The organism is Shigella sp. FC1544 (assembly GCF_001722145.1).
In the GTDB taxonomy this organism is placed as follows: domain Bacteria; phylum Pseudomonadota; class Gammaproteobacteria; order Enterobacterales; family Enterobacteriaceae; genus Escherichia; species Escherichia coli.
The window spans coordinates 19,483-38,591 of sequence record NZ_MECT01000110.1; the positions used below are offsets into that span (position 1 = coordinate 19,483).

Annotated in this window: 16 protein-coding genes and 3 pseudogenes; 10 read left to right on the plus strand and 9 right to left on the minus strand. The window is 53.5% G+C overall.

All coding sequences use genetic code 11. The annotated features are described in order from the left end of the window. Window positions 1-133 precede the first annotated feature (133 nt). On the plus strand, window positions 134-1,267 hold the full coding sequence (gene wzz(fepE), locus BGK49_RS07585; protein WP_000096749.1) for an LPS O-antigen length regulator Wzz(fepE): 1,134 nt from the start codon (window positions 134-136) through the stop codon (window positions 1,265-1,267). Here wzz(fepE) and fepC read toward each other — a convergent pair. From fepC to fepD, 3 genes are read right to left on the minus strand one after another with little or no spacing between them, the layout of a single operon-like run. Further along, window positions 1,264-2,079 (minus strand): iron-enterobactin ABC transporter ATP-binding protein, encoded by an 816-nt coding sequence (gene fepC, locus BGK49_RS07590; protein ID WP_000140632.1) that lies wholly within the window; start codon window positions 2,077-2,079, stop codon window positions 1,264-1,266. The two genes, wzz(fepE) and fepC, sit on opposite strands and share 4 nt — an antisense overlap. Beyond that, the gene (gene fepG, locus BGK49_RS07595; protein WP_000640969.1) at window positions 2,076-3,068 is read right to left on the minus strand and encodes an iron-enterobactin ABC transporter permease; all 993 of its coding nucleotides are present in this window, start codon (window positions 3,066-3,068) and stop codon (window positions 2,076-2,078) included. The genes fepC and fepG overlap by 4 nt, the downstream gene beginning before the upstream one ends. Beyond that, window positions 3,065-4,069 carry a Fe(3+)-siderophore ABC transporter permease gene (gene fepD / locus BGK49_RS07600; RefSeq protein WP_005024900.1) on the minus strand — a complete coding sequence of 335 codons (1,005 nt, stop codon included), beginning with the start codon at window positions 4,067-4,069 and terminating at the stop codon, window positions 3,065-3,067. The genes fepG and fepD overlap by 4 nt, the downstream gene beginning before the upstream one ends. A gap of 110 nt (window positions 4,070-4,179) precedes the next feature. On the opposite strand from fepD, the gene entS reads away from it, so the two are divergent. Then, entirely contained in the window at window positions 4,180-5,430 is a 1,251-nt protein-coding gene (gene entS / locus BGK49_RS07605; RefSeq protein ID WP_001041776.1) for an enterobactin transporter EntS, read from the plus strand. A gap of 3 nt (window positions 5,431-5,433) precedes the next feature. Here the strand turns inward: entS and fepB are convergent, their stop codons facing one another. Beyond that, window positions 5,434-6,390: a Fe2+-enterobactin ABC transporter substrate-binding protein gene (fepB, locus tag BGK49_RS07610; protein ID WP_001234317.1), complete on the minus strand. Its 957-nt coding sequence runs from the start codon at window positions 6,388-6,390 to the stop codon at window positions 5,434-5,436. A 374-nt stretch (window positions 6,391-6,764) separates the two neighbouring features. Between fepB and entC the strand changes: the two genes are divergently transcribed. The 7 genes and pseudogenes from entC (at window position 6,765) to BGK49_RS07645 (ending at window position 14,256) form a co-directional block, all read left to right on the plus strand. After that, window positions 6,765-7,940, plus strand: a complete 1,176-nt coding sequence (entC, locus tag BGK49_RS07615; protein WP_005024896.1) for an isochorismate synthase EntC — start codon at window positions 6,765-6,767, stop codon at window positions 7,938-7,940. A 9-nt stretch (window positions 7,941-7,949) separates the two neighbouring features. Further along, a pseudogene (gene entE / locus BGK49_RS07620) lies at window positions 7,950-9,559 on the plus strand ((2,3-dihydroxybenzoyl)adenylate synthase EntE). 13 nt (window positions 9,560-9,572) lie between these two features. Beyond that, a complete protein-coding gene (gene entB / locus BGK49_RS07625; RefSeq protein WP_001007131.1) occupies window positions 9,573-10,430 on the plus strand; it encodes an enterobactin biosynthesis bifunctional isochorismatase/aryl carrier protein EntB in 858 nt (285 codons plus the stop codon). Beyond that, window positions 10,430-11,176: a 2,3-dihydro-2,3-dihydroxybenzoate dehydrogenase EntA gene (gene entA / locus BGK49_RS07630; protein WP_000347664.1), complete on the plus strand. Its 747-nt coding sequence runs from the start codon at window positions 10,430-10,432 to the stop codon at window positions 11,174-11,176. The genes entB and entA overlap by 1 nt, the downstream gene beginning before the upstream one ends. A gap of 2 nt (window positions 11,177-11,178) precedes the next feature. Then, window positions 11,179-11,592: a proofreading thioesterase EntH gene (gene entH, locus BGK49_RS07635; protein WP_000637953.1), complete on the plus strand. Its 414-nt coding sequence runs from the start codon at window positions 11,179-11,181 to the stop codon at window positions 11,590-11,592. Between the two features lie 180 nt (window positions 11,593-11,772). After that, a complete protein-coding gene (cstA, locus tag BGK49_RS07640) occupies window positions 11,773-13,878 on the plus strand; it encodes a pyruvate/proton symporter CstA (protein WP_001043123.1) in 2,106 nt (701 codons plus the stop codon). Window positions 13,879-14,058: 180 nt separating this feature from the next. Then, window positions 14,059-14,256 (plus strand): YbdD/YjiX family protein, encoded by a 198-nt coding sequence (locus BGK49_RS07645; RefSeq protein WP_000460431.1) that lies wholly within the window; start codon window positions 14,059-14,061, stop codon window positions 14,254-14,256. 9 nt (window positions 14,257-14,265) lie between these two features. On the opposite strand, the gene hcxA is transcribed toward BGK49_RS07645, so the two are convergent. Further along, window positions 14,266-15,354, minus strand: coding sequence for a hydroxycarboxylate dehydrogenase HcxA (hcxA, locus tag BGK49_RS07650; protein WP_001120484.1), 1,089 nt, complete (start codon window positions 15,352-15,354; stop codon window positions 14,266-14,268). A gap of 108 nt (window positions 15,355-15,462) precedes the next feature. Here hcxA and ybdL point away from each other — a divergent pair. Continuing rightward, window positions 15,463-16,612: pseudogene (gene ybdL, locus BGK49_RS07655) on the plus strand (methionine-oxo-acid transaminase). On the opposite strand, the gene BGK49_RS07660 reads toward ybdL, so the two are convergent. The 4 genes and pseudogenes from BGK49_RS07660 to BGK49_RS25830 all read right to left on the minus strand — a co-directional run. Continuing rightward, on the minus strand, window positions 16,613-17,242 hold the full coding sequence (locus BGK49_RS07660; RefSeq protein ID WP_000502945.1) for an IbrB-like domain-containing protein: 630 nt from the start codon (window positions 17,240-17,242) through the stop codon (window positions 16,613-16,615). Continuing rightward, window positions 17,215-18,435, minus strand: a complete 1,221-nt coding sequence (locus BGK49_RS07665; RefSeq protein ID WP_000029804.1) for a phosphoadenosine phosphosulfate reductase — start codon at window positions 18,433-18,435, stop codon at window positions 17,215-17,217. The genes BGK49_RS07660 and BGK49_RS07665 overlap by 28 nt, the downstream gene beginning before the upstream one ends. A gap of 146 nt (window positions 18,436-18,581) precedes the next feature. After that, window positions 18,582-18,962: pseudogene (locus tag BGK49_RS07670) on the minus strand (type 2 periplasmic-binding domain-containing protein); the annotation flags it as partial. Between the two features lie 17 nt (window positions 18,963-18,979). Then, window positions 18,980-19,109, minus strand: a 130-nt coding sequence (locus BGK49_RS25830) for an IS1 family transposase (RefSeq protein WP_001554957.1), incomplete at its 5' end; no start/stop codon positions are given.

Here is a 19,109-nt window from a genome sequence, read left to right on the forward strand (position 1 = left end):
TTCTCTTAAATAGAGTGAATGTTGCATTCAGTGGAAGGAATTTACAAACTTCAGCTTCGGATAATTCTCACCAACTGGTAAAGTGAGCGCCGTGGAGATTTCCCCCTATTGGACTCATTTTCAGGTTATACCCATGTCATCACTGAATATTAAACAGGGAAGTGACGCTCATTTTTCCGAGTATCCTCTGGCGTCGCCCAGTAGTAATGAAATTGATTTACTTAATCTAATCGAAGTTTTATGGCGGGCCAAAAAAACGGTCATGGCGGTCGTTTTTGCATTTGCCTGCGCAGGTTTACTGATCTCTTTCATCCTGCCGCAAAAATGGACCAGCTCAGCCGTTATTACTCCCGCCGAAGCCATTCAGTGGCAGGACCTGGAGAAAACCTTTACCAAACTCCGCGTTCTTGATCTCGATGTTAATATCGACCGTGGCGGTGCATTTAACCTGTTTATCAAGAAGTTTCAGTCTGTTAGCTTGCTGGAAGAGTACTTGCGTTCATCACCTTATGTGATGGACCAATTAAAAGAGGCGAAAATCGATGAACTGGATTTGCATCGCGCTATTGTTGCATTGAGCGAAAAAATGAAAGCGGTTGATGACAATGCCAGTAAGAAAAAAGATGAACCGTCACTGTATACCTCCTGGACGCTAAGTTTTACCGCGCCAACCAGTAAAGAGGCGCAGACCGTTTTGAGCGGGTATATCGATTATATCTCTGCGTTGGTGGTGAAAGAGTCGATAGAAAACGTCCGTAATAAACTGGAGATCAAAACCCAGTTTGAAAAAGAAAAACTGGCTCAGGATCGCATTAAAACGAAAAATCAACTTGATGCAAACATTCAGCGCCTCAATTATTCACTCGACATTGCCAACGCGGCAGGAATTAAAAAGCCCGTATACAGTAATGGTCAGGCCGTTAAAGATGACCCCGATTTCTCTATTTCTCTCGGCGCATACGGTATTGAACGCAAACTGGAAATTGAAAAAGCGGTTACTGACGTTGCGGAACTGAACGGTGAATTACGTAATCGGCAGTATCTTGTCGAGCAATTAACAAAAGCAAATGTCAACGATGTGAATTTTACGCCGTTTAAATATCAGTTAAGCCCGTCATTGCCAGTGAAAAAAGACGGTCCGGGTAAGGCGATTATTGTGATCCTTTCCGCGCTGATCGGCGGGATGGTGGCTTGTGGTAGCGTGTTATTGCGCTATGCGATGGCATCCAGAAAACAGGATGCCATGATGGCAGACCACTTAGTTTAACTATTTGCGGTTGAAGGTGCCGTTCGTTCGAGCGGCACCACAAGCGGCGTTCCGGCTACCGGATCGTCAATGATCATGCATCGCAGACCATAAATGCGCTCAATCAGTTCAGCAGTGACAATCTCCTTCGGCGCTCCCTGAGCAACAATTTTCCCTTCCCGCAATGCAATCAAATGGCTGGCGTAACGACAGGCCTGATTAAGATCGTGCAGCACCGCCGCCAGGGTATAGCCTTTCTCGCGGTTCAGTTCGCTTAACAGTTCCAGTAGATCAATCTGATGACTGATATCCAGCCAGGTCGTGGGTTCGTCGAGCAGCATAATTGCCGTTTCCTGGGCCAGCACCATCGCGATCCACGCTCGCTGGCGTTGTCCGCCAGAAAGGGTATCCACGCTTTGATCTGCCAGATGAGTTATTCCCGTGGCCTGCATCGCTTTCGTTACCGCTTCTTCATCCTCTTTGCGCCAGTGGGTAAACAGCGGTTGATGCGGATAACGTCCACGCGCCACCAGCTCCTGCACGGTGATATCGCCCGGCGTGGTAGCATTTTGCGCCAACAGACCAATCCGGCGTGCAACTTCTTTACTGGCGTAATGTTGAATGTGCTCGCCATCCAGCCAGACATGCCCGTGAGCAGGCGTCATCAGGCGGCTTAAGGTACGCAGTAACGTGGATTTACCACAGCCATTTGGTCCGATAATTGCCGTGAAGTGACCATCAGGAATTTCTACAGTCAGATTTTCCGCAACGGTATATTTGCCATATCCCAGGGTTAACTGTTCGCCGCGCAAACGGGCTACTGATTCGGTCATTTTTTGCGAGACTCCTGAATTAACAAGACGATAAGGTAAATACCGCCGAGGCTGACGGTAACGACGCCAACCGGAAGTTGATACGGCATAAACAGTTGTTGGGCGCAGAGATCGGCCGCCAGCAGTAACAGCGCTCCGCACAGCGCCGCCTGGGTCAGCCCCCAGCGAGCGGTGCCGCTAATGCGTCGGGCAATGTGCGGCGCGACTAAAGCAATAAAGGAAATCGGCCCGGCAAGCGCCGTTGCCGCAGCGGTAAGCACCACTGCAACCAGCATCATTAACAGACGCGAACGCTCGACGCTGACGCCCAGCGCGCAGGCGGTATCATCGCCCATCTCCAGCAAGCGCATTCGCCGCACCAGCAAGGCGGCGGCAATGAGCATCAATATAATGATGGGTGCGGAAGGCGAAGTTTTTGCCCACGTCAGGCCATTGAGCGATCCGGCATTCCACAAACCCGCTGTTAGCGCCGTTTCTAAAGACGCTTTCAGCAACAGCCAAGTATTAAAGGCCACCAGCATGGCGCGAACGCCGATGCCGATAATAATCAACCGAAAGGTGTCGATACCGTTACGCCAGGCGAGCAGCCAGACCAACAGAGAAGTGACAATGCCGCCCACCATTGCTGCCAGCGCGATAGCCGTCAGGTCCTGACCAAACAGCACCATCGCCACCAGCACGCCGCTCCACGCCCCGGTGTTAAAGCCCATTACGTCAGGGCTGCCGAGCGGGTTACGCATCAGCGACTGAAAAATCGCACCGCTGACGCCCAGTGCCGCGCCAATCAACAGCGCCATCAGCACGCGTGGTAAACGCCATTCGGTGACCACCATCGTCATACTGCGCGGCGCATCGCCCATCAGCGCGGCGAATACCTGCGAGGTTTCCAGCGTGACGGCACCGCTGCGTAATCCCCAGATACCTGCAACCACACAGGCGGAAATAAGCAGCAAACAGGTGATGAGTAATCGGCGAGAGACGTAAATCATGCACCACCTCGCGTTTTACGTCGCACGAGGAAGATCAGCACCGGTGCACCAATAAAGGCACTGACCACAGAAACGCGCAGTTCACCGGGCACAATCACCCGCCCGATGATATCGGCAAACAGCAGCAGGGCAGGGGTAGCAAGCAGCGTTACGGGCAGCGACCAGCGATGATCGGCACCCACCAGCCAACGCGCCATATGCGGCATCATCAGGCCAATAAAGGCAATCGGGCCAACTACCGCTGTCGCACTACCACAAAGCACGGTAATCGCCAGCAGACCAATTAACTGTGTGCGCGCCACGCGACTGCCCAGCGCCGTCGCGGTGTCGCTGCCGAGGCTTAAACTGTTCAGCGCGCGGCTCAGTAATAGCGCGGTTGCTCCGGCGATCAGCACCGGGATCAGCACCACTTTTAAGGTATGTAGATTGCGAATATCCAGCGAACCGGCTTGCCAGAAACGCAGTTGATCGTAGACGTCAGGATTAAGCAGGGCGATGCCGCTGGTCAGCCCTTCCAGCACTGCCGCCAGCGCCACGCCCGCCAGGGTTAAACGCACCGGACTTAACTGCCCGCAGCCCTGACTGCCGGTAAAGGCAACAATCAATGAGGCCACCAGCGCCCCGGCGAAGGCCATCGCCAGTTGTTCCTGCGCGGATGAGTAACCAAACAGCGCCGCACCCAGCACAATGGCAAAGCTGGCTCCGGCGTTCACGCCAAGCAAGCCGGGGTCGGCAAGTGGATTTCGGGTGAGGGTTTGCATCAACGCCCCGGCAAGGCCAAGCGCGCCGCCTGCCAGTAAACCGGCAAGGGTGCGCGGCAGTCGCGCGTCGAGCACGATGGTGCAGTCGGCGCTCTGGCAGGTGCCGGAGAAGGCCTCCAGCACTACGGAAGCGGGGAGTGATTTTGCCCCAATGAGCAGGCTTAATGCCGTCGCGATAATCAGTAATAACAGCAATCCGGGCACGGCAATGGCGCGTGTCACGGCAACAGAACCAGACATACGAACTTCCATGATAATGAAATTAATTATCGTTATCGATCTTATTTGGATATGTTAGCATGTGCAGCCTAAGAATAGGTATTTAAAATATTTGATGGCAAGGCATTGTAATGAATAAACAATCCTGGCTGCTTAACCTCAGCCTGTTGAAAACGCACCCGGCGTTTCGCGCAGTATTCCTCGCTCGTTTTATCTCAATTGTGTCTCTGGGTTTGCTCGGCGTCGCGGTGCCGGTGCAGATCCAGATGATGACGCATTCTACCTGGCAGGTGGGGCTTTCGGTGACGCTGACCGGCGGCGCGATGTTTGTTGGCCTGATGGTTGGCGGTGTGCTGGCGGATCGCTATGAGCGCAAAAAAGTGATTTTGCTGGCGCGCGGCACCTGTGGCATTGGCTTCATTGGACTGTGCCTTAATGCACTGCTGCCGGAGCCGTCATTGCTGGCAATCTATTTACTTGGTTTATGGGATGGTTTTTTCGCATCGCTTGGCGTTACAGCGCTATTGGCGGCGACACCAGCACTGGTAGGGCGTGAAAACTTAATGCAGGCCGGGGCGATCACCATGTTGACCGTGCGTCTGGGGTCGGTGATTTCGCCCATGATTGGCGGTTTATTGCTGGCGACCGGTGGCGTAGCCTGGAACTACGGGCTGGCGGCGGCGGGCACGTTTATTACCTTGCTACCGTTGTTAAGCCTTCCGGCGTTGCCACCGCCACCGCAGCCGCGCGAGCATCCGTTGAAATCATTACTGGCAGGATTTCGTTTTCTGCTCGCCAGCCCGCTGGTGGGCGGGATTGCGTTGCTGGGTGGTTTATTGACGATGGCGAGCGCGGTGCGGGTACTGTATCCGGCGCTGGCTGACAACTGGCAGATGTCGGCGGCAGAGATTGGTTTTCTCTATGCGGCGATCCCGCTCGGTGCGGCTATTGGCGCATTAACCAGTGGGAAACTGGCGCATAGCGCGCGACCAGGATTGTTGATGTTGCTCTCCACGTTGGGATCGTTCCTCGCCATTGGTTTATTTGGCCTGATGCCGATGTGGATTTTAGGCGTGGTTTGTCTGGTGCTGTTCGGCTGGCTGAGTGCGGTCAGTTCGTTGCTGCAATATACAATGCTGCAAACGCAAACGCCGGAAGCAATGTTAGGGCGAATCAACGGTTTGTGGACGGCACAAAACGTGACGGGCGATGCCATAGGCGCGGCGCTGTTAGGCGGTCTGGGAGCGATGATGACACCGGTTGCTTCCGCAAGCGCGAGCGGTTTTGGTTTGTTGATTATCGGCGTGTTGTTATTGCTGGTGCTGGTGGAGTTGCGACGTTTTCGCCAGACGCCGCCGCAGGTGACAGCGTCCGACAGTTAATGCTTAAAACAGCGCCTTAAGTCGTTCCAGCACTTGCATGGCGCTGTAGTAATCCAGGCGGAACGTCTCGGTTCCCAGCGCATAAACCTGCTTGTTTTGTACTGCGGGCAGGTGCGCGAGCAGTGGATTGGCATAAATCGCATCGGCGTCTTTCTGATCACCGGCGAACAGGAATAGTGACTCGCCATTTAACCCTGCAGCCAGATTTTCTCCACCAAGCTGAATGATGTCATGGCGTTTGCCCTGGCTTTGGCTGGCGTTTAACCCTGTGGGCAATTTCGCCAGCGTAAAGCCGAGTTGTTCCAGCATCTGCCCTTGTGCTGATTCCGGCGTCCAGAGATTGGCACTGTGTGCAGCGGCGGTATAGACAATAGCAGTGACCGGCTGCGGCGGTAATTTGATTTGCTCTTTCGCCGCTGCCAGTTGCTTATCAAACTGTGCAATCCGCTCTGCCGCTTGTTTCTCATGCCCGGTAATTTCGCCAAGCTGCGTTAACAGCGACTGCCAGCTTTTGTCGTCGTAATTGATGATTAATGTCGGGGCGATGGTAGAAAGCTGATCATACAGCGCCAGCGCCGAATCCCCGCCGGTTGCGCTAATTAAAATCAGATCCGGCATTTGCGCGGCAACGGCTTCGGCGCTCGGTTCGCCGATATAGAGCCGTTGTAGTTTGCGTTCTTTCGCCACCTTGCTCCACTGGCGTAAAAAGCCCTGGTCATCCGCGACGCGGTTATTTGGCGTGGTCGCGCCGCTGGCAATCACCGGAGCATCAATCGCCAGCAGTGAGCCGGTCAGGGTGACGCTGGTGGAAACAATACGCTGCGGCTGGCTTTCCAGGGTATGAGTGCCCCGGCTGTCAGTAATCTGACGCGGCCAGTCGGCGGCCTGAACTGCGGCTATTCCGGAAAGCAAAAGTCCTGTTAATAGAAGGGCGTTGCGGTAGAGCGGGGCGAGTCTCACAAATCAGCTTCCTGTTATTAATAAGGTTAAGGGCGTAATGACAAATTCGACAAAGCGCACTATCCGTACCCTCGCCCCTTTGGGGAGAGGGTTAGGGTGATGGGAACAGCCAGCACTGGTGCGAATATTGACCCTCACCCCAGCCCTCTCCCTGGAAGGGAGAGGGGGAAGAACGGCGCAGGACATCACATTGCGCTTATGCGAATCCATCAATAATGCTTCTCATTTTCATTGTAACCACAACCAGATGCAACCCCGAGTTGCAGATTGCGTTACCTCAAGAGTTGACATAGTGCGCGTTTGCTTTTAGGTTAGCGACCGAAAATATAAATGATAATCATTATTAAAGCCTTTATTATTTTGTGGAGGATGATATGGATACGTCACTGGCTGAGGAAGTACAGCAGACCATGGCAACACTTGCGCCCAATCGCTTTTTCTTTATGTCGCCGTACCGCAGTTTTACGACGTCAGGATGTTTCGCCCGCTTCGATGAACCGGCTGTGAACGGGGATTCGCCCGACAGTCCCTTCCAGCAAAAACTCGCCGCGCTGTTTGCCGATGCCAAAGTGCAGGGCATCAAAAATCCGGTGATGGTCGGGGCGATTCCCTTCGATCCACGTCAGCCTTCGTCGCTGTATATTCCTGAATCCTGGCAGTCGTTCTCCCGTCAGGAAAAACAAGCTTCCGCCCGCCGTTTCACCCGCAGCCAGTCGCTGAATGTGGTGGAACGCCAGGCAATTCCGGAACAAACCACGTTTGAACAGATGGTTGCCCGCGCTGCCGCACTTACCGCCACGCCGCAGGTCGACAAAGTGGTGTTGTCACGGTTGATTGATATCACCACTGACGCCGCCATTGATAGTGGCGTATTGCTGGAACGGTTGATTGCGCAAAACCCGGTTAGTTACAACTTCCATATCCCGCTGGCTGATGGTGGCGTCCTGCTGGGGGCCAGCCCGGAACTGCTGCTACGTAAAGACGGCGAGCGTTTTAGCTCCATTCCGTTAGCCGGTTCCGCGCGTCGTCAGCCGGATGAAGTGCTCGATCGCGAAGCGGGTAATCGTCTGCTGGCGTCAGAAAAAGATCGCCATGAACATGAACTGGTGACTCAGGCGATGAAAGAGGTACTGCGCGAACGCAGTAGTGAGTTACACGTTCCCTCCTCTCCACAATTGATTACCACGCCGACGCTGTGGCATCTCGCAACTCCCTTTGAAGGTAAAGCGAATTCGCAAGAAAACGCACTGACTCTGGCCTGTCTGCTGCATCCGACCCCCGCGCTGAGCGGTTTCCCGCATCAGGCCGCGACTCAGGTTATTGCTGAACTGGAGCCGTTCGACCGCGAACTGTTTGGCGGCATTGTGGGTTGGTGTGACAGCGAAGGTAACGGCGAATGGGTGGTGACCATCCGCTGTGCGAAGCTGCGGGAAAATCAGGTGCGTCTGTTTGCCGGAGCGGGGATTGTGCCTGCGTCGTCACCGTTGGGTGAGTGGCGCGAAACAGGCGTCAAACTTTCTACCATGTTGAATGTTTTTGGATTGCATTAAGGAGCGAGGATGAGCATTCCATTCACCCGCTGGCCGGAAGAGTTTGCCCGTCGCTATCGGGAAAAAGGCTACTGGCAGGATTTGCCGCTGACCGACATTCTGACTCGCCACGCTGCGAGTGACAGCATCGCGGTTATCGACGGCGAGCTACAGTTGAGTTACCGGGAGCTGAATCAGGCGGCGGATAACCTCGCGTGTACTTTACGCCGTCAGGGCATTAAACCTGGTGAAACCGCGCTGGTACAACTGGGTAACGTCGCTGAATTGTATATTACCTTTTTCGCGCTGCTGAAACTGGGCGTTGCGCCGGTGCTGGCGTTGTTCAGCCATCAGCGTAGTGAACTGAACGCCTATGCCAGCCAGATTGAACCCGCATTGCTGATTGCCGATCGCCAACATGCGCTGTTTAGCGGGGATGATTTCCTCAATACTTTCGTCACAGAACATTCCTCCATTCGCGTGGTGCAACTGCACAACGACAGCGGTGAGCATAACTTGCAGGATGCGATTAACCATCCGGCAGACGGTTTTACTGCCACGCCATCACCTGCTGATGAAGTGGCCTATTTCCAGCTTTCCGGCGGCACCACCGGTACACCGAAGCTGATCCCGCGCACTCATAACGACTACTACTACAGCGTGCGTCGTAGCGTCGAGATTTGTCAGTTCACACAACAGACGCGCTACTTGTGCGCGATCCCGGCGGCTCATAACTACGCCATGAGTTCGCCAGGATCGCTGGGCGTCTTTCTTGCCGGAGGAACGGTTGTTCTGGCGGCCGATCCCAGCGCTACGCTTTGCTTCCCATTGATTGAAAAACATCAGGTGAACGTCACCGCGCTGGTGCCGCCGGCAGTCAGCCTGTGGTTGCAGGCGCTGGCTGAAGGCGAAAGCCGGGCGCAGCTTGCCTCGCTGAAACTGTTACAGGTCGGCGGCGCACGTCTTTCTGCCACCCTTGCGGCGCGTATTCCCGCTGAGATTGGCTGCCAGTTGCAGCAGGTGTTTGGCATGGCGGAAGGGCTGGTGAACTACACCCGTCTTGATGATAGCGCGGAGAAAATTATCCATACCCAGGGTTACCCAATGTGTCCGGACGATGAAGTGTGGGTTGCCGATGCCGAAGGAAATCCACTGCCGCAAGGGGAAGTCGGACGCCTGATGACGCGCGGGCCGTACACCTTCCGCGGTTATTACAAAAGTCCGCAGCACAATGCCAGCGCCTTTGATGCCAACGGTTTTTACTGTTCCGGCGATCTGATCTCTATTGATCCAGAGGGTTACATCACCGTGCAGGGGCGCGAGAAAGATCAGATCAACCGTGGCGGCGAGAAGATCGCTGCCGAAGAGATCGAAAACCTGCTGCTGCGCCATCCGGCGGTGATCTATGCCGCACTGGTGAGCATGGAAGATGAGCTGATGGGCGAAAAAAGCTGTGCTTATCTGGTGGTAAAAGAGCGCTGCGCGCGGTGCAGGTGCGTCGTTTCCTGCGTGAACAGGGTATTGCCGAATTTAAATTACCGGATCGCGTGGAGTGTGTAGATTCACTTCCGCTGACGGCGGTCGGGAAAGTCGATAAAAAACAATTAAGTCAGTGGCTGGCGTCACGCGCATCAGCCTGAAGGAGAGAACACGATGGCTATTCCAAAATTACAGGCTTACGCACTGCCGGAGTCTCACGATATTCCGCAGAATAAAGTTGACTGGGCCTTTGAACTGCAACGTGCCGCGTTGTTAATCCATGATATGCAGGACTATTTTGTCAGCTTCTGGGGCGAGAACTGCCCGATGATGGAGCAGGTGATCGCGAATATTGCTGCGCTGCGCGACTACAGCAAACAGCACAATATCCCGGTTTATTACACCGCCCAGCCGAAAGAGCAGAGCGATGAAGATCGGGCGCTGTTGAATGATATGTGGGGGCCGGGCCTGACCCGTTCGCCGGAACAGCAAAAGGTGGTGGATCGCCTGACGCCAGATGCCGACGACACGGTGCTGGTGAAGTGGCGCTACAGCGCGTTTCATCGTTCTCCGCTGGAGCAAATGCTCAAAGAGAGTGGACGTAACCAGCTGATTATTACCGGGGTATATGCCCACATTGGCTGTATGACCACCGCAACCGACGCATTTATGCGCGATATTAAACCGTTTATGGTGGCGGATGCGCTGGCCGATTTCAGCCGTGACGAGCATTTGATGTCGCTGAAATATGTGGCCGGGCGGTCTGGCCGGGTGGTGATGACTGAAGAATTACTGCCAGCACCAGTCCCCGCCAGCAAAGCGGCGCTGCGTGAGGTTATCCTGCCGTTGCTGGACGAGTCCGATGAACCGTTCGATGACGACAACCTGATCGACTACGGTCTGGATTCGGTGCGCATGATGGCGCTGGCGGCGCGCTGGCGCAAAGTGCATGGTGATATCGACTTTGTCATGCTGGCGAAAAACCCGACCATCGACGCCTGGTGGAAGCTACTCTCCCGCGAGGTTAAATAATGGATTTCAGCGGTAAAAATGTCTGGGTAACCGGCGCAGGTAAAGGTATCGGCTACGCCACGGCGCTGGCGTTTGTTGAGGCGGGAGCGAAAGTTACAGGTTTTGATCAAGCGTTCACTCAGGAGCAATATCCCTTTGCGACCGAAGTAATGGATGTTGCCGACGCCGGGCAGGTGGCGCAGGTATGTCAGCGACTGTTAGCTGAAACGGAGCGACTGGACGTGCTGATCAATGCGGCGGGAATTTTGCGCATGGGCGCGACCGATCAGCTCAGTAAAGAGGACTGGCAGCAGACTTTTGCGGTTAACGTCGGCGGTGCGTTTAACCTGTTCCAGCAAACCATGAACCAGTTTCGCCGTCAGCGGGGCGGGGCGATTGTCACTGTGGCGTCCGACGCCGCACACACGCCGCGTATTGGTATGAGTGCTTATGGCGCATCGAAAGCGGCGCTGAAAAGCCTGGCGTTGAGCGTCGGGCTGGAACTGGCGGGTAGCGGCGTGCGCTGTAATGTGGTTTCGCCTGGCTCCACCGACACCGATATGCAACGCACGCTGTGGGTGAGCGATGACGCCGAAGAACAGCGTATTCGCGGCTTTGGCGAGCAGTTTAAACTCGGCATTCCGCTGGGGAAAATCGCCCGTCCACAAGAGATCGCCAACACGATTTTGTTCCTCGCCTCTGACCTCGCCAGCCATATCACCCTACAGGATATTGTGGTCGATGGCGGCTCAACGCTGGGGGCATAAGCATGATCTGGAAACGCCATTTAACGCTCGACGAACTGAACGCCACCAGCGATAACACAATGGTGGCGCATCTGGGAATTGTGTATACCCGTCTGGGAGATGATGTGCTGGAAGCCGAAATGCCGGTTGATACCCGTACTCATCAGCCGTTTGGCCTGCTGCATGGCGGCGCGTCGGCGGCGCTGGCTGAAACGCTGGGATCGATGGCCGGATTTATGATGACCCGTGACGGGCAGTGTGTGGTGGGCACGGAACTTAACGCCACCCATCATCGCCCGGTGTCTGAAGGCAAGGTACGCGGCGTCTGCCAGCCGCTGCATCTTGGGCGGCAAAATCAGAGCTGGGAAATCGTCGTTTTCGATGAACAGGGGCGGCGTTGCTGCACTTGTCGGCTGGGTACGGCAGTTTTGGGATGAGCCCGACAGAATTAAATGAGATTGCAGGAAAACTCGGTTAACGGAGTGATCGAGTTAACATTGTTAAGTTAAATATTGGTTTCAACTCCGATTTACATAGTTACCGTGTTGTTAAATCGTACAAAGATGTTATAGAAACAAAATGTAACATCTCTATGGACACGCTCACGGATAACAACTATGAACAAATCAGGGAAATACCTCGTCTGGACAGTGCTCTCTGTAATGGGAGCATTTGCTCTGGGATACATTGCTTTAAATCGTGGGGAACAGATCAACGCGCTGTGGATTGTGGTGGCATCGGTCTGTATCTATCTGATCGCTTACCGTTTTTATGGGTTGTATATCGCCAAAAATGTGCTGGCGGTTGACCCGAAGCGTATGACGCCAGCGGTGCGCCATAACGACGGGCTGGACTATGTGCCGACGGACAAGAAAGTGCTGTTCGGTCACCATTTTGCGGCCATCGCCGGAGCAGGTCCGTTGGTTGGGCCGGTGCTGGCAGCGCAAATGGGCTACCTGCCGGGGATGATCTGGCTACTCGCCGGGGTGGTTCTCGCCGGTGCGGTGCAGGATTTCATGGTGCTGTTTGTTTCTACGCGCCGTGACGGTCGATCGCTGGGTGAGCTGGTCAAAGAAGAGATGGGGCCAACCGCCGGGGTGATAGCGCTGGTGGCCTGCTTTATGATCATGGTCATTATCCTTGCAGTACTGGCGATGATCGTGGTGAAAGCCCTAACTCATAGCCCGTGGGGAACGTATACCGTTGCGTTCACCATTCCGCTGGCGCTGTTTATGGGGATCTACCTGCGCTATCTGCGTCCGGGGCGTATTGGTGAAGTGTCGGTCATCGGTCTGGTATTCCTGATTTTCGCCATTATCTCTGGCGGCTGGGTGGCAGAAAGTCCGACCTGGACACCGTACTTTGACTTTACCGGCGTGCAGCTGACCTGGATGCTGGTGGGTTACGGTTTTGTGGCGGCGGTGCTGCCGGTGTGGTTGCTGCTGGCCCCGCGTGACTACCTCTCTACCTTCCTGAAAATCGGGACGATCGTCGGTCTGGCGGTAGGCATTTTGATTATGCGCCCGACGCTGACCATGCCTGCGCTGACCAAATTTGTCGATGGCACTGGCCCGGTATGGACCGGTAACCTGTTCCCGTTCCTGTTTATCACCATCGCCTGTGGCGCGGTGTCTGGCTTCCATGCGCTGATCTCTTCCGGCACCACGCCGAAGATGCTGGCGAACGAAGGGCAGGCTTGTTTTATCGGCTACGGTGGAATGTTAATGGAATCCTTCGTGGCGATTATGGCGCTGGTTTCCGCCTGTATCATCGATCCGGGCGTTTACTTTGCCATGAACAGCCCAATGGCGGTGCTGGCTCCGGCAGGGACGGCGGATGTGGTCGCTTCTGCCGCGCAGGTGGTGAGTAGCTGGGGCTTTAGCATTACACCAGATACGCTCAACCAGATTGCCAGCGAAGTGGGTGAACAGTCGATCATTTCCCGTGCGGGCGGTGCGCCGACGTTGGCGGTGGGGATGGCTTACATCCTGCACGGTGCGCTGGGTGGTATGATGGATGTGGCGTTCTGGTATCACTTCGCCATTCTGTTTGAAGCTCTGTTTATTCTGACGGCGGTAGATGCGGGTACGCGTGCTGCGCGCTTTATGTTGCAGGATCTGCTGGGCGTGGTGTCTCCTGGCCTGAAGCGGACCGATTCACTGCCTGCTAACCTGCTGGCAACGGCGCTGTGCGTACTGGCGTGGGGCTACTTCCTCCATCAGGGCGTGGTCGATCCGCTGGGCGGTATTAACACTCTGTGGCCGCTGTTTGGTATTGCCAACCAGATGCTGGCAGGGATGGCGCTGATGCTCTGTGCCGTGGTGTTGTTCAAGATGAAACGTCAACGTTACGCCTGGGTGGCGCTGGTACCAACGGCCTGGCTGCTGATTTGTACCCTGACCGCTGGCTGGCAGAAAGCGTTTAGCCCGGATGCGAAAGTCGGCTTCCTGGCCATTGCTAACAAGTTCCAGGCAATGATCGACAGCGGCAATATTCCGTCGCAGTATACTGAGTCACAGCTGGCGCAACTGGTGTTCAACAACCGTCTGGATGCCGGGTTAACCATCTTCTTTATGGTGGTCGTGGTGGTTCTGGCACTGTTCTCGATTAAGACGGCACTTGCGGCATTGAAAGATCCGAAGCCAACGGCGAAAGAAACGCCGTATGAGCCGATGCCGGAAAATGTCGAGGAGATCGTAGCGCAGGCGAAAGGCGCGCACTAAAGTCAGAGTGAGGGGGGATGTTGGCGAATGTTGGCATAGTGCCGAGGGTTCCCCTCACCCTAACCCTCTCCCCGATGGGGCGAGGGGACTGACCGAGTGCGTTGATAGCATTTGTAGGCCGGATAAAGCGTTCACGCCGCATCCGGCACTCTTTCAGCAACATGGTTAGCGGAGGCCAAGATGTTTGATTCACTGGCAAAAGCCGGAAAATATTTAGGTCAGGCGGCGAAGCTGATGATTGGTATGCCTGATTACGACAACTATGTCGAACATATGCGGGTTAACCATCCCGATCAAACGCCGATGACCTACGAGGAGTTTTTCCGTGAGCGGCAGGACGCGCGCTACGGTGGAAAAGGCGGCGCGCGCTGCTGCTAAATTTGCACGTCAGGCTTTAAACGATTCCACTTTTTCGAACGCTGCACGCAACGTATCTGGTGTCAGCGTGACTGGCAGGTAATGAATGGACTCCACCGGGCGCAAGGTGTGGGCAATCACTTTGTCGATCTCCGCCTGATTATTGATATCCACTTCCAGCTCCGCCAGCGTAGTCGGCAGATGAAAACGCTGATACGCCCCGGTTAATTGCGCCAGCACATCATCCTGACCCAGCAAGGCGCTTTGCACCAGAATTCCGTAAGCGACTTTGGTGCCGTGAAGAAACTTCTCGGTTTGCGGCAGGACAGTCAGACCGTTATGCACGGCATGAGCCGCCGCCACACGCGTAAAACGATCGCCCAGACCACCGACCATCCCACCACCAGCAATAATAGCATCCACCACATCGCAAAATGATTGCGTTAACTGCTGATTTTGCTGATCGGCAAGTGCCTGTTCGCTACTGTTTAACAAGACGTCGCGAATGGCCTGCGCATTATTGATCCCCAGCCGCACGGTTAGCGGCAACGTTTCTGGTTGCGGAGCCAGCACCACCGCTTCATACCATTTCGCCAGCGTGTCACCGATCCCCGCCAGCAGATATTGTTGCGGTGCATTGAGGATAATCTCCGGTTCCACCAGCACCATAAAATTGGCGTCGTCGAAAATCTCATAATGCAGCGCCTGTCCGGCATCGTTATACCAGACGGAGAGCGGTGTCCAGGCGGCGCAGGTAGCGGCGATCGTCGGAACGGCAACAAATGGCAGACCGAGACGGCGGGCGAGGGCTTTCGCGGTGTCGAGCAGTGCGCCGCCGCCGACGCCAATCACCACGCTGCGATCGTCACCGGACTCAGCCGCCAGTTGCTGTACATCGCTTTCGCTGCAATGACCACGAAACAAAATATGCTTTGCCCCTGGAAGTCCAAACGCTGGCGGAAGTTTGGTTTGCGCCGCAGCAATGGCGCGTTTGCCGTAGATCCACACCGCGCGAGAAAGTTGTTCATCAGTGAAAAAATCGTTCAGGTGATTGAAACTTCTTGGATGTGAAAAGTAGTTAGCCGGGCCGACGACCACGCGGATAGGATTGTGAGGCATGTTGTGTTGTCCTTATTGTTTTATTTAGACATCTAAACGTCTTGATTTCCAAATGCTAGCATCGTGTTATAGTGCCTTCAACACGCAACTTCGTCAGGTACAATAAAAATGACAAATAACCCTCTGATTCCACAAAGCAAACTTCCACAACTTGGCACCACTATTTTCACCCAGATGAGCGCGCTGGCGCAGCAACACCAGGCGATTAACCTGTCGCAAGGCTTTCCTGATTTTGATGGTCCGCGCTATTTACAGGAGCGGCTGGCGTACCACGTTGCCCAGGGGGCAAACCAATACGCGCCCATGACCGGCGTGCAGGCCTTGCGCGAGGCGATTGCTCAGAAAACGGAACGTTTGTATGGCTATCAACCAGATGCCGATAGCGATATCACCGTAACGGCAGGGGCGACGGAAGCGTTATACGCGGCGATTACCGCACTGGTGCGCAATGGCGATGAAGTGATTTGTTTTGATCCCAGCTATGACAGTTACGCCCCCGCCATCGCGCTTTCTGGGGGAATAGTGAAGCGTATGGCACTGCAACCACCTTGACTGGCAGGAATTTGCCGCATTATTAAGCGAGCGCACCAGACTGGTGATCCTCAACACTCCGCATAACCCCAGTGCAACTGTCTGGCAGCAGGCTGATTTCGCCGCTTTGTGGCAGGCGATCGCCGGGCACGAGATTTTTGTCATTAGCGATGAAGTCTACGAGCACATCAACTTTTCACAACAGGGCCATGCCAGTGTGCTGGCGCATCCGCAGCTGCGTGAGCGGGCAGTGGCGGTTTCTTCATTTGGCAAGATCTATCATATGACCGGCTGGAAAGTGGGTTATTGTGTTGCGCCAGCGCCCATCAGCGCCGAAATTCGCAAGGTACATCAGTATCTGACCTTTTCGGTGAATACCCCGGCACAGCTGGCGCTTGCTGATATGCTACGTGCAGAACCTGAGCATTATCTTGCGTTACCGGACTTTTATCGCCAGAAGCGCGATATTCTGGTGAATGCTTTAAATGAAAGCCGGCTGGAGATTTTACCGTGTGAAGGTACATACTTTTTGCTGGTGGATTACAGCGAGGTTTCTACCCTGGATGATGTTGAGTTTTGCCAGTGGCTGACGCGGGAGCACGGCGTGGCGGCGATTCCGCTGTCGGTGTTTTGCGCCGATCCCTTCCCACATAAACTGATTCGTCTCTGTTTTGCCAAGAAGGAATCGACGTTGCTGGCAGCAGCTGAACGCCTGCGCCAGCTTTAGCTATTTAACCGTCCAGGCGCGGGAATATTGACGGTCGGCAAACAACTCTTGCAGGCCGTTAATTTGCTTCAGGCGCAGCACTTCGTCGCTGTCCATTCCCAGCTCTTTGCCAATTTTATTATCGTCCCATCCCAACTGGCTAAGTTCACGGACGATTTCCGACATGGCGGTGATTTGATGGCGTCCACGAGCGCGATTATGACGAATAGTCGCGGCGATGCGTTGATTACGCGTACCTTCCAGACAGGTCACCGGCAAATAACCTTTTAAGCGTAATTTTAATGATGATGAGCCTTTACCAATTTCATGGCGGTGAAAACCATCCACGATTTCCATGGCATTTTTATCCGTATGTGTGACCACAATGGGTTGGGTAAAACCATCTATTTCAATGGATTTTTGCAGCAGTTTTTTTTCGGGTGGTGCCACGTTGTTTGGGTTGTAATCATTAGGCATAAGTTGGCTGTTTTTAACCCACAGAACGCAATCCACTGGCTCTTCACGAAAGGGGCTAACCTGATGGATCGCCATGCGGATTTCATTAATCGCTTTGATGCGATCATCTTCCGGCAAGCTGGCGAGAAATTGCGTTAAATCCTGCGTTAATCGTTGTTGCATAGTATCCCCCATTCCTGACGTTTTCCTTTTATCCGTTCGTTATAACGCTGATAGTTCTTCGCTTTCGTAGGACTAAATGATAATGCCCGACACCAGTAATCGTTATTGAGTAAAACTTTGCATATCCGCCGCCAGGAGGGGATATCTTTCGCGCCAATGTCCCCTTGCTGGGTTTGTGGAACCTCGATGCCTTTTTTCTGATACCAGTGCAAATAAATGGCGATTTTATTGCGGTAATGCTCAGCTGTTTTTTCCGGCATGCTATTGAGCAGCAATAATGCATATTCTTGCCAGTCTAAATGTTCTGGCTTGAGGATTTTCCGATGCCCATAGAAATGATTGTCATGTCCGGCGTAAATGCCGCCACTTTTTACCCCGCTGACTCGTGCGCACATAGCAGCCCAGCGATCCGGTTCGATAACGTGATAGAGCCATAATCCTTGTCGTTGCTCCGGGCCAAAAGGTTCGCAAATTCGCATATGACGCAGAGGAACGCCTGCCTGATACATTAGGTTATACAGTGGGTTGCAGAGACTTTGATGATTTGCATACCAGGTCCAGATATCAGCCACTTTCCAGTCGTAAATGGGGTAAATGTACCAGCTATGACCGCCTGGTGCGGCCGTAGTCCATGGTTTATCGTCGGCAAAACGTTGTTTATTTAAACTGGCGATGGCGACAAAACGGTTGTAGGACTCATCCGCACGGATGCCGATCATCATCGCCGCCGGACGTTTTTGTGAAAACCATTCGGCAAACTCACGTACAAATTGTTCGAAGGTCATGCCTGGCTGGTAAAAGCAGAAAAAGTCAGGATCGGTTATCGCATCTTGCGGGGCCTGACGCACCCATTCGACATCAGGTTCCCAGCACTGCCATTCGGGTTGGTATTGTGAAAGGGAATTTTGCGTCGTAAGCGGGAGCGCAACCCAGTAAAACTCTTCGATGACATCGGTGTACAACTCGCGCAGGGACTGAACATAGTTAATAGTGCAAGAGAATTGCGCCTCCCAGTCGATAAACAAAACGCAGATTTTTTTGCCCATTTGTCGGGCAAGTTCGGCTGTCAGATGCAGCATTAAACCAGAGTCTTTGCCGCCAGAAAATGAGACACAAACGCGGGGTAGGGTGTTGAGTGTCCAGGTAATACGCTCTCGTGCAGCTTCCAGAATATTGAGCGGAAGAGGAATTTTATAAATAGACATCTGAAGACGCTCTCTGAACGTTACAGGGTGAACAGTGAGATAAGACTGTTAATTATAAAGTAAACACTGTAAAGCAGAGTGTTTTATTTTTCATTCGCGCTGTGAATAAATAGATGAAAGTTATAGTAGCTGTCTGTAGTTATATATCAAAAACTCTCATTTAGACGGTCAATAAATCGGGAGAACACCAAATTATTTAAAGAAGATTTATTATAGGAAATGTAAAGCTTTATTGAAGGTAACGGATGTTCTAGTTTTATCTCTTTTAAATTAAGAAAGTCACGGTGGGAGTTATAAAGTTCATAGGGGACTATTCCCAGTAAATCTGTAACTGCAATGCTATTAATTATTGTCAGCAAAGAGGAACCACGAAATGAAATTTTGCGATTCATAAACTTCTCGTCTATTTCCATTTGAATATCATCAACTCCTGCTGATTTGGATATTAATTGGGTGAACTCTTCTGCCATAAATTGTTCATAAGTGCTATTGTCAGTAATTCGCGGATGCTTATTACTACAAATTAGAGGGTAATGACTCCAACTTACTGATAGTGTTTTATGTTCAGATAATGCCCGATGACCTTGTCATGCAGCTCCACCGATTTTGAGAACGACAGTGACTTCCGTCCCAGCCTTGCCAGATGTTGTCTCAGATTCAGATTATGTCGCTCA

Coding starts and splice junctions, on each gene's coding strand:
- cstA (WP_001043123.1), top strand. CDS start 11,773: ATGAACAAATCAGGGAAATACCTCGTCTGGACAGTGCTCTCTGTAATG.
- BGK49_RS07660 (WP_000502945.1), bottom strand. CDS start 17,242: ATGGGGGATACTATGCAACAACGATTAACGCAGGATTTAACGCAATTT.
- entC (WP_005024896.1), top strand. CDS start 6,765: ATGGATACGTCACTGGCTGAGGAAGTACAGCAGACCATGGCAACACTT.
- fepD (WP_005024900.1), bottom strand. CDS start 4,069: ATGTCTGGTTCTGTTGCCGTGACACGCGCCATTGCCGTGCCCGGATTG.
- entS (WP_001041776.1), top strand. CDS start 4,180: ATGAATAAACAATCCTGGCTGCTTAACCTCAGCCTGTTGAAAACGCAC.
- fepC (WP_000140632.1), bottom strand. CDS start 2,079: ATGACCGAATCAGTAGCCCGTTTGCGCGGCGAACAGTTAACCCTGGGA.
- BGK49_RS07645 (WP_000460431.1), top strand. CDS start 14,059: ATGTTTGATTCACTGGCAAAAGCCGGAAAATATTTAGGTCAGGCGGCG.
- fepG (WP_000640969.1), bottom strand. CDS start 3,068: ATGATTTACGTCTCTCGCCGATTACTCATCACCTGTTTGCTGCTTATT.
- entA (WP_000347664.1), top strand. CDS start 10,430: ATGGATTTCAGCGGTAAAAATGTCTGGGTAACCGGCGCAGGTAAAGGT.
- entH (WP_000637953.1), top strand. CDS start 11,179: ATGATCTGGAAACGCCATTTAACGCTCGACGAACTGAACGCCACCAGC.
- hcxA (WP_001120484.1), bottom strand. CDS start 15,354: ATGCCTCACAATCCTATCCGCGTGGTCGTCGGCCCGGCTAACTACTTT.
- entB (WP_001007131.1), top strand. CDS start 9,573: ATGGCTATTCCAAAATTACAGGCTTACGCACTGCCGGAGTCTCACGAT.
- BGK49_RS07665 (WP_000029804.1), bottom strand. CDS start 18,435: ATGTCTATTTATAAAATTCCTCTTCCGCTCAATATTCTGGAAGCTGCA.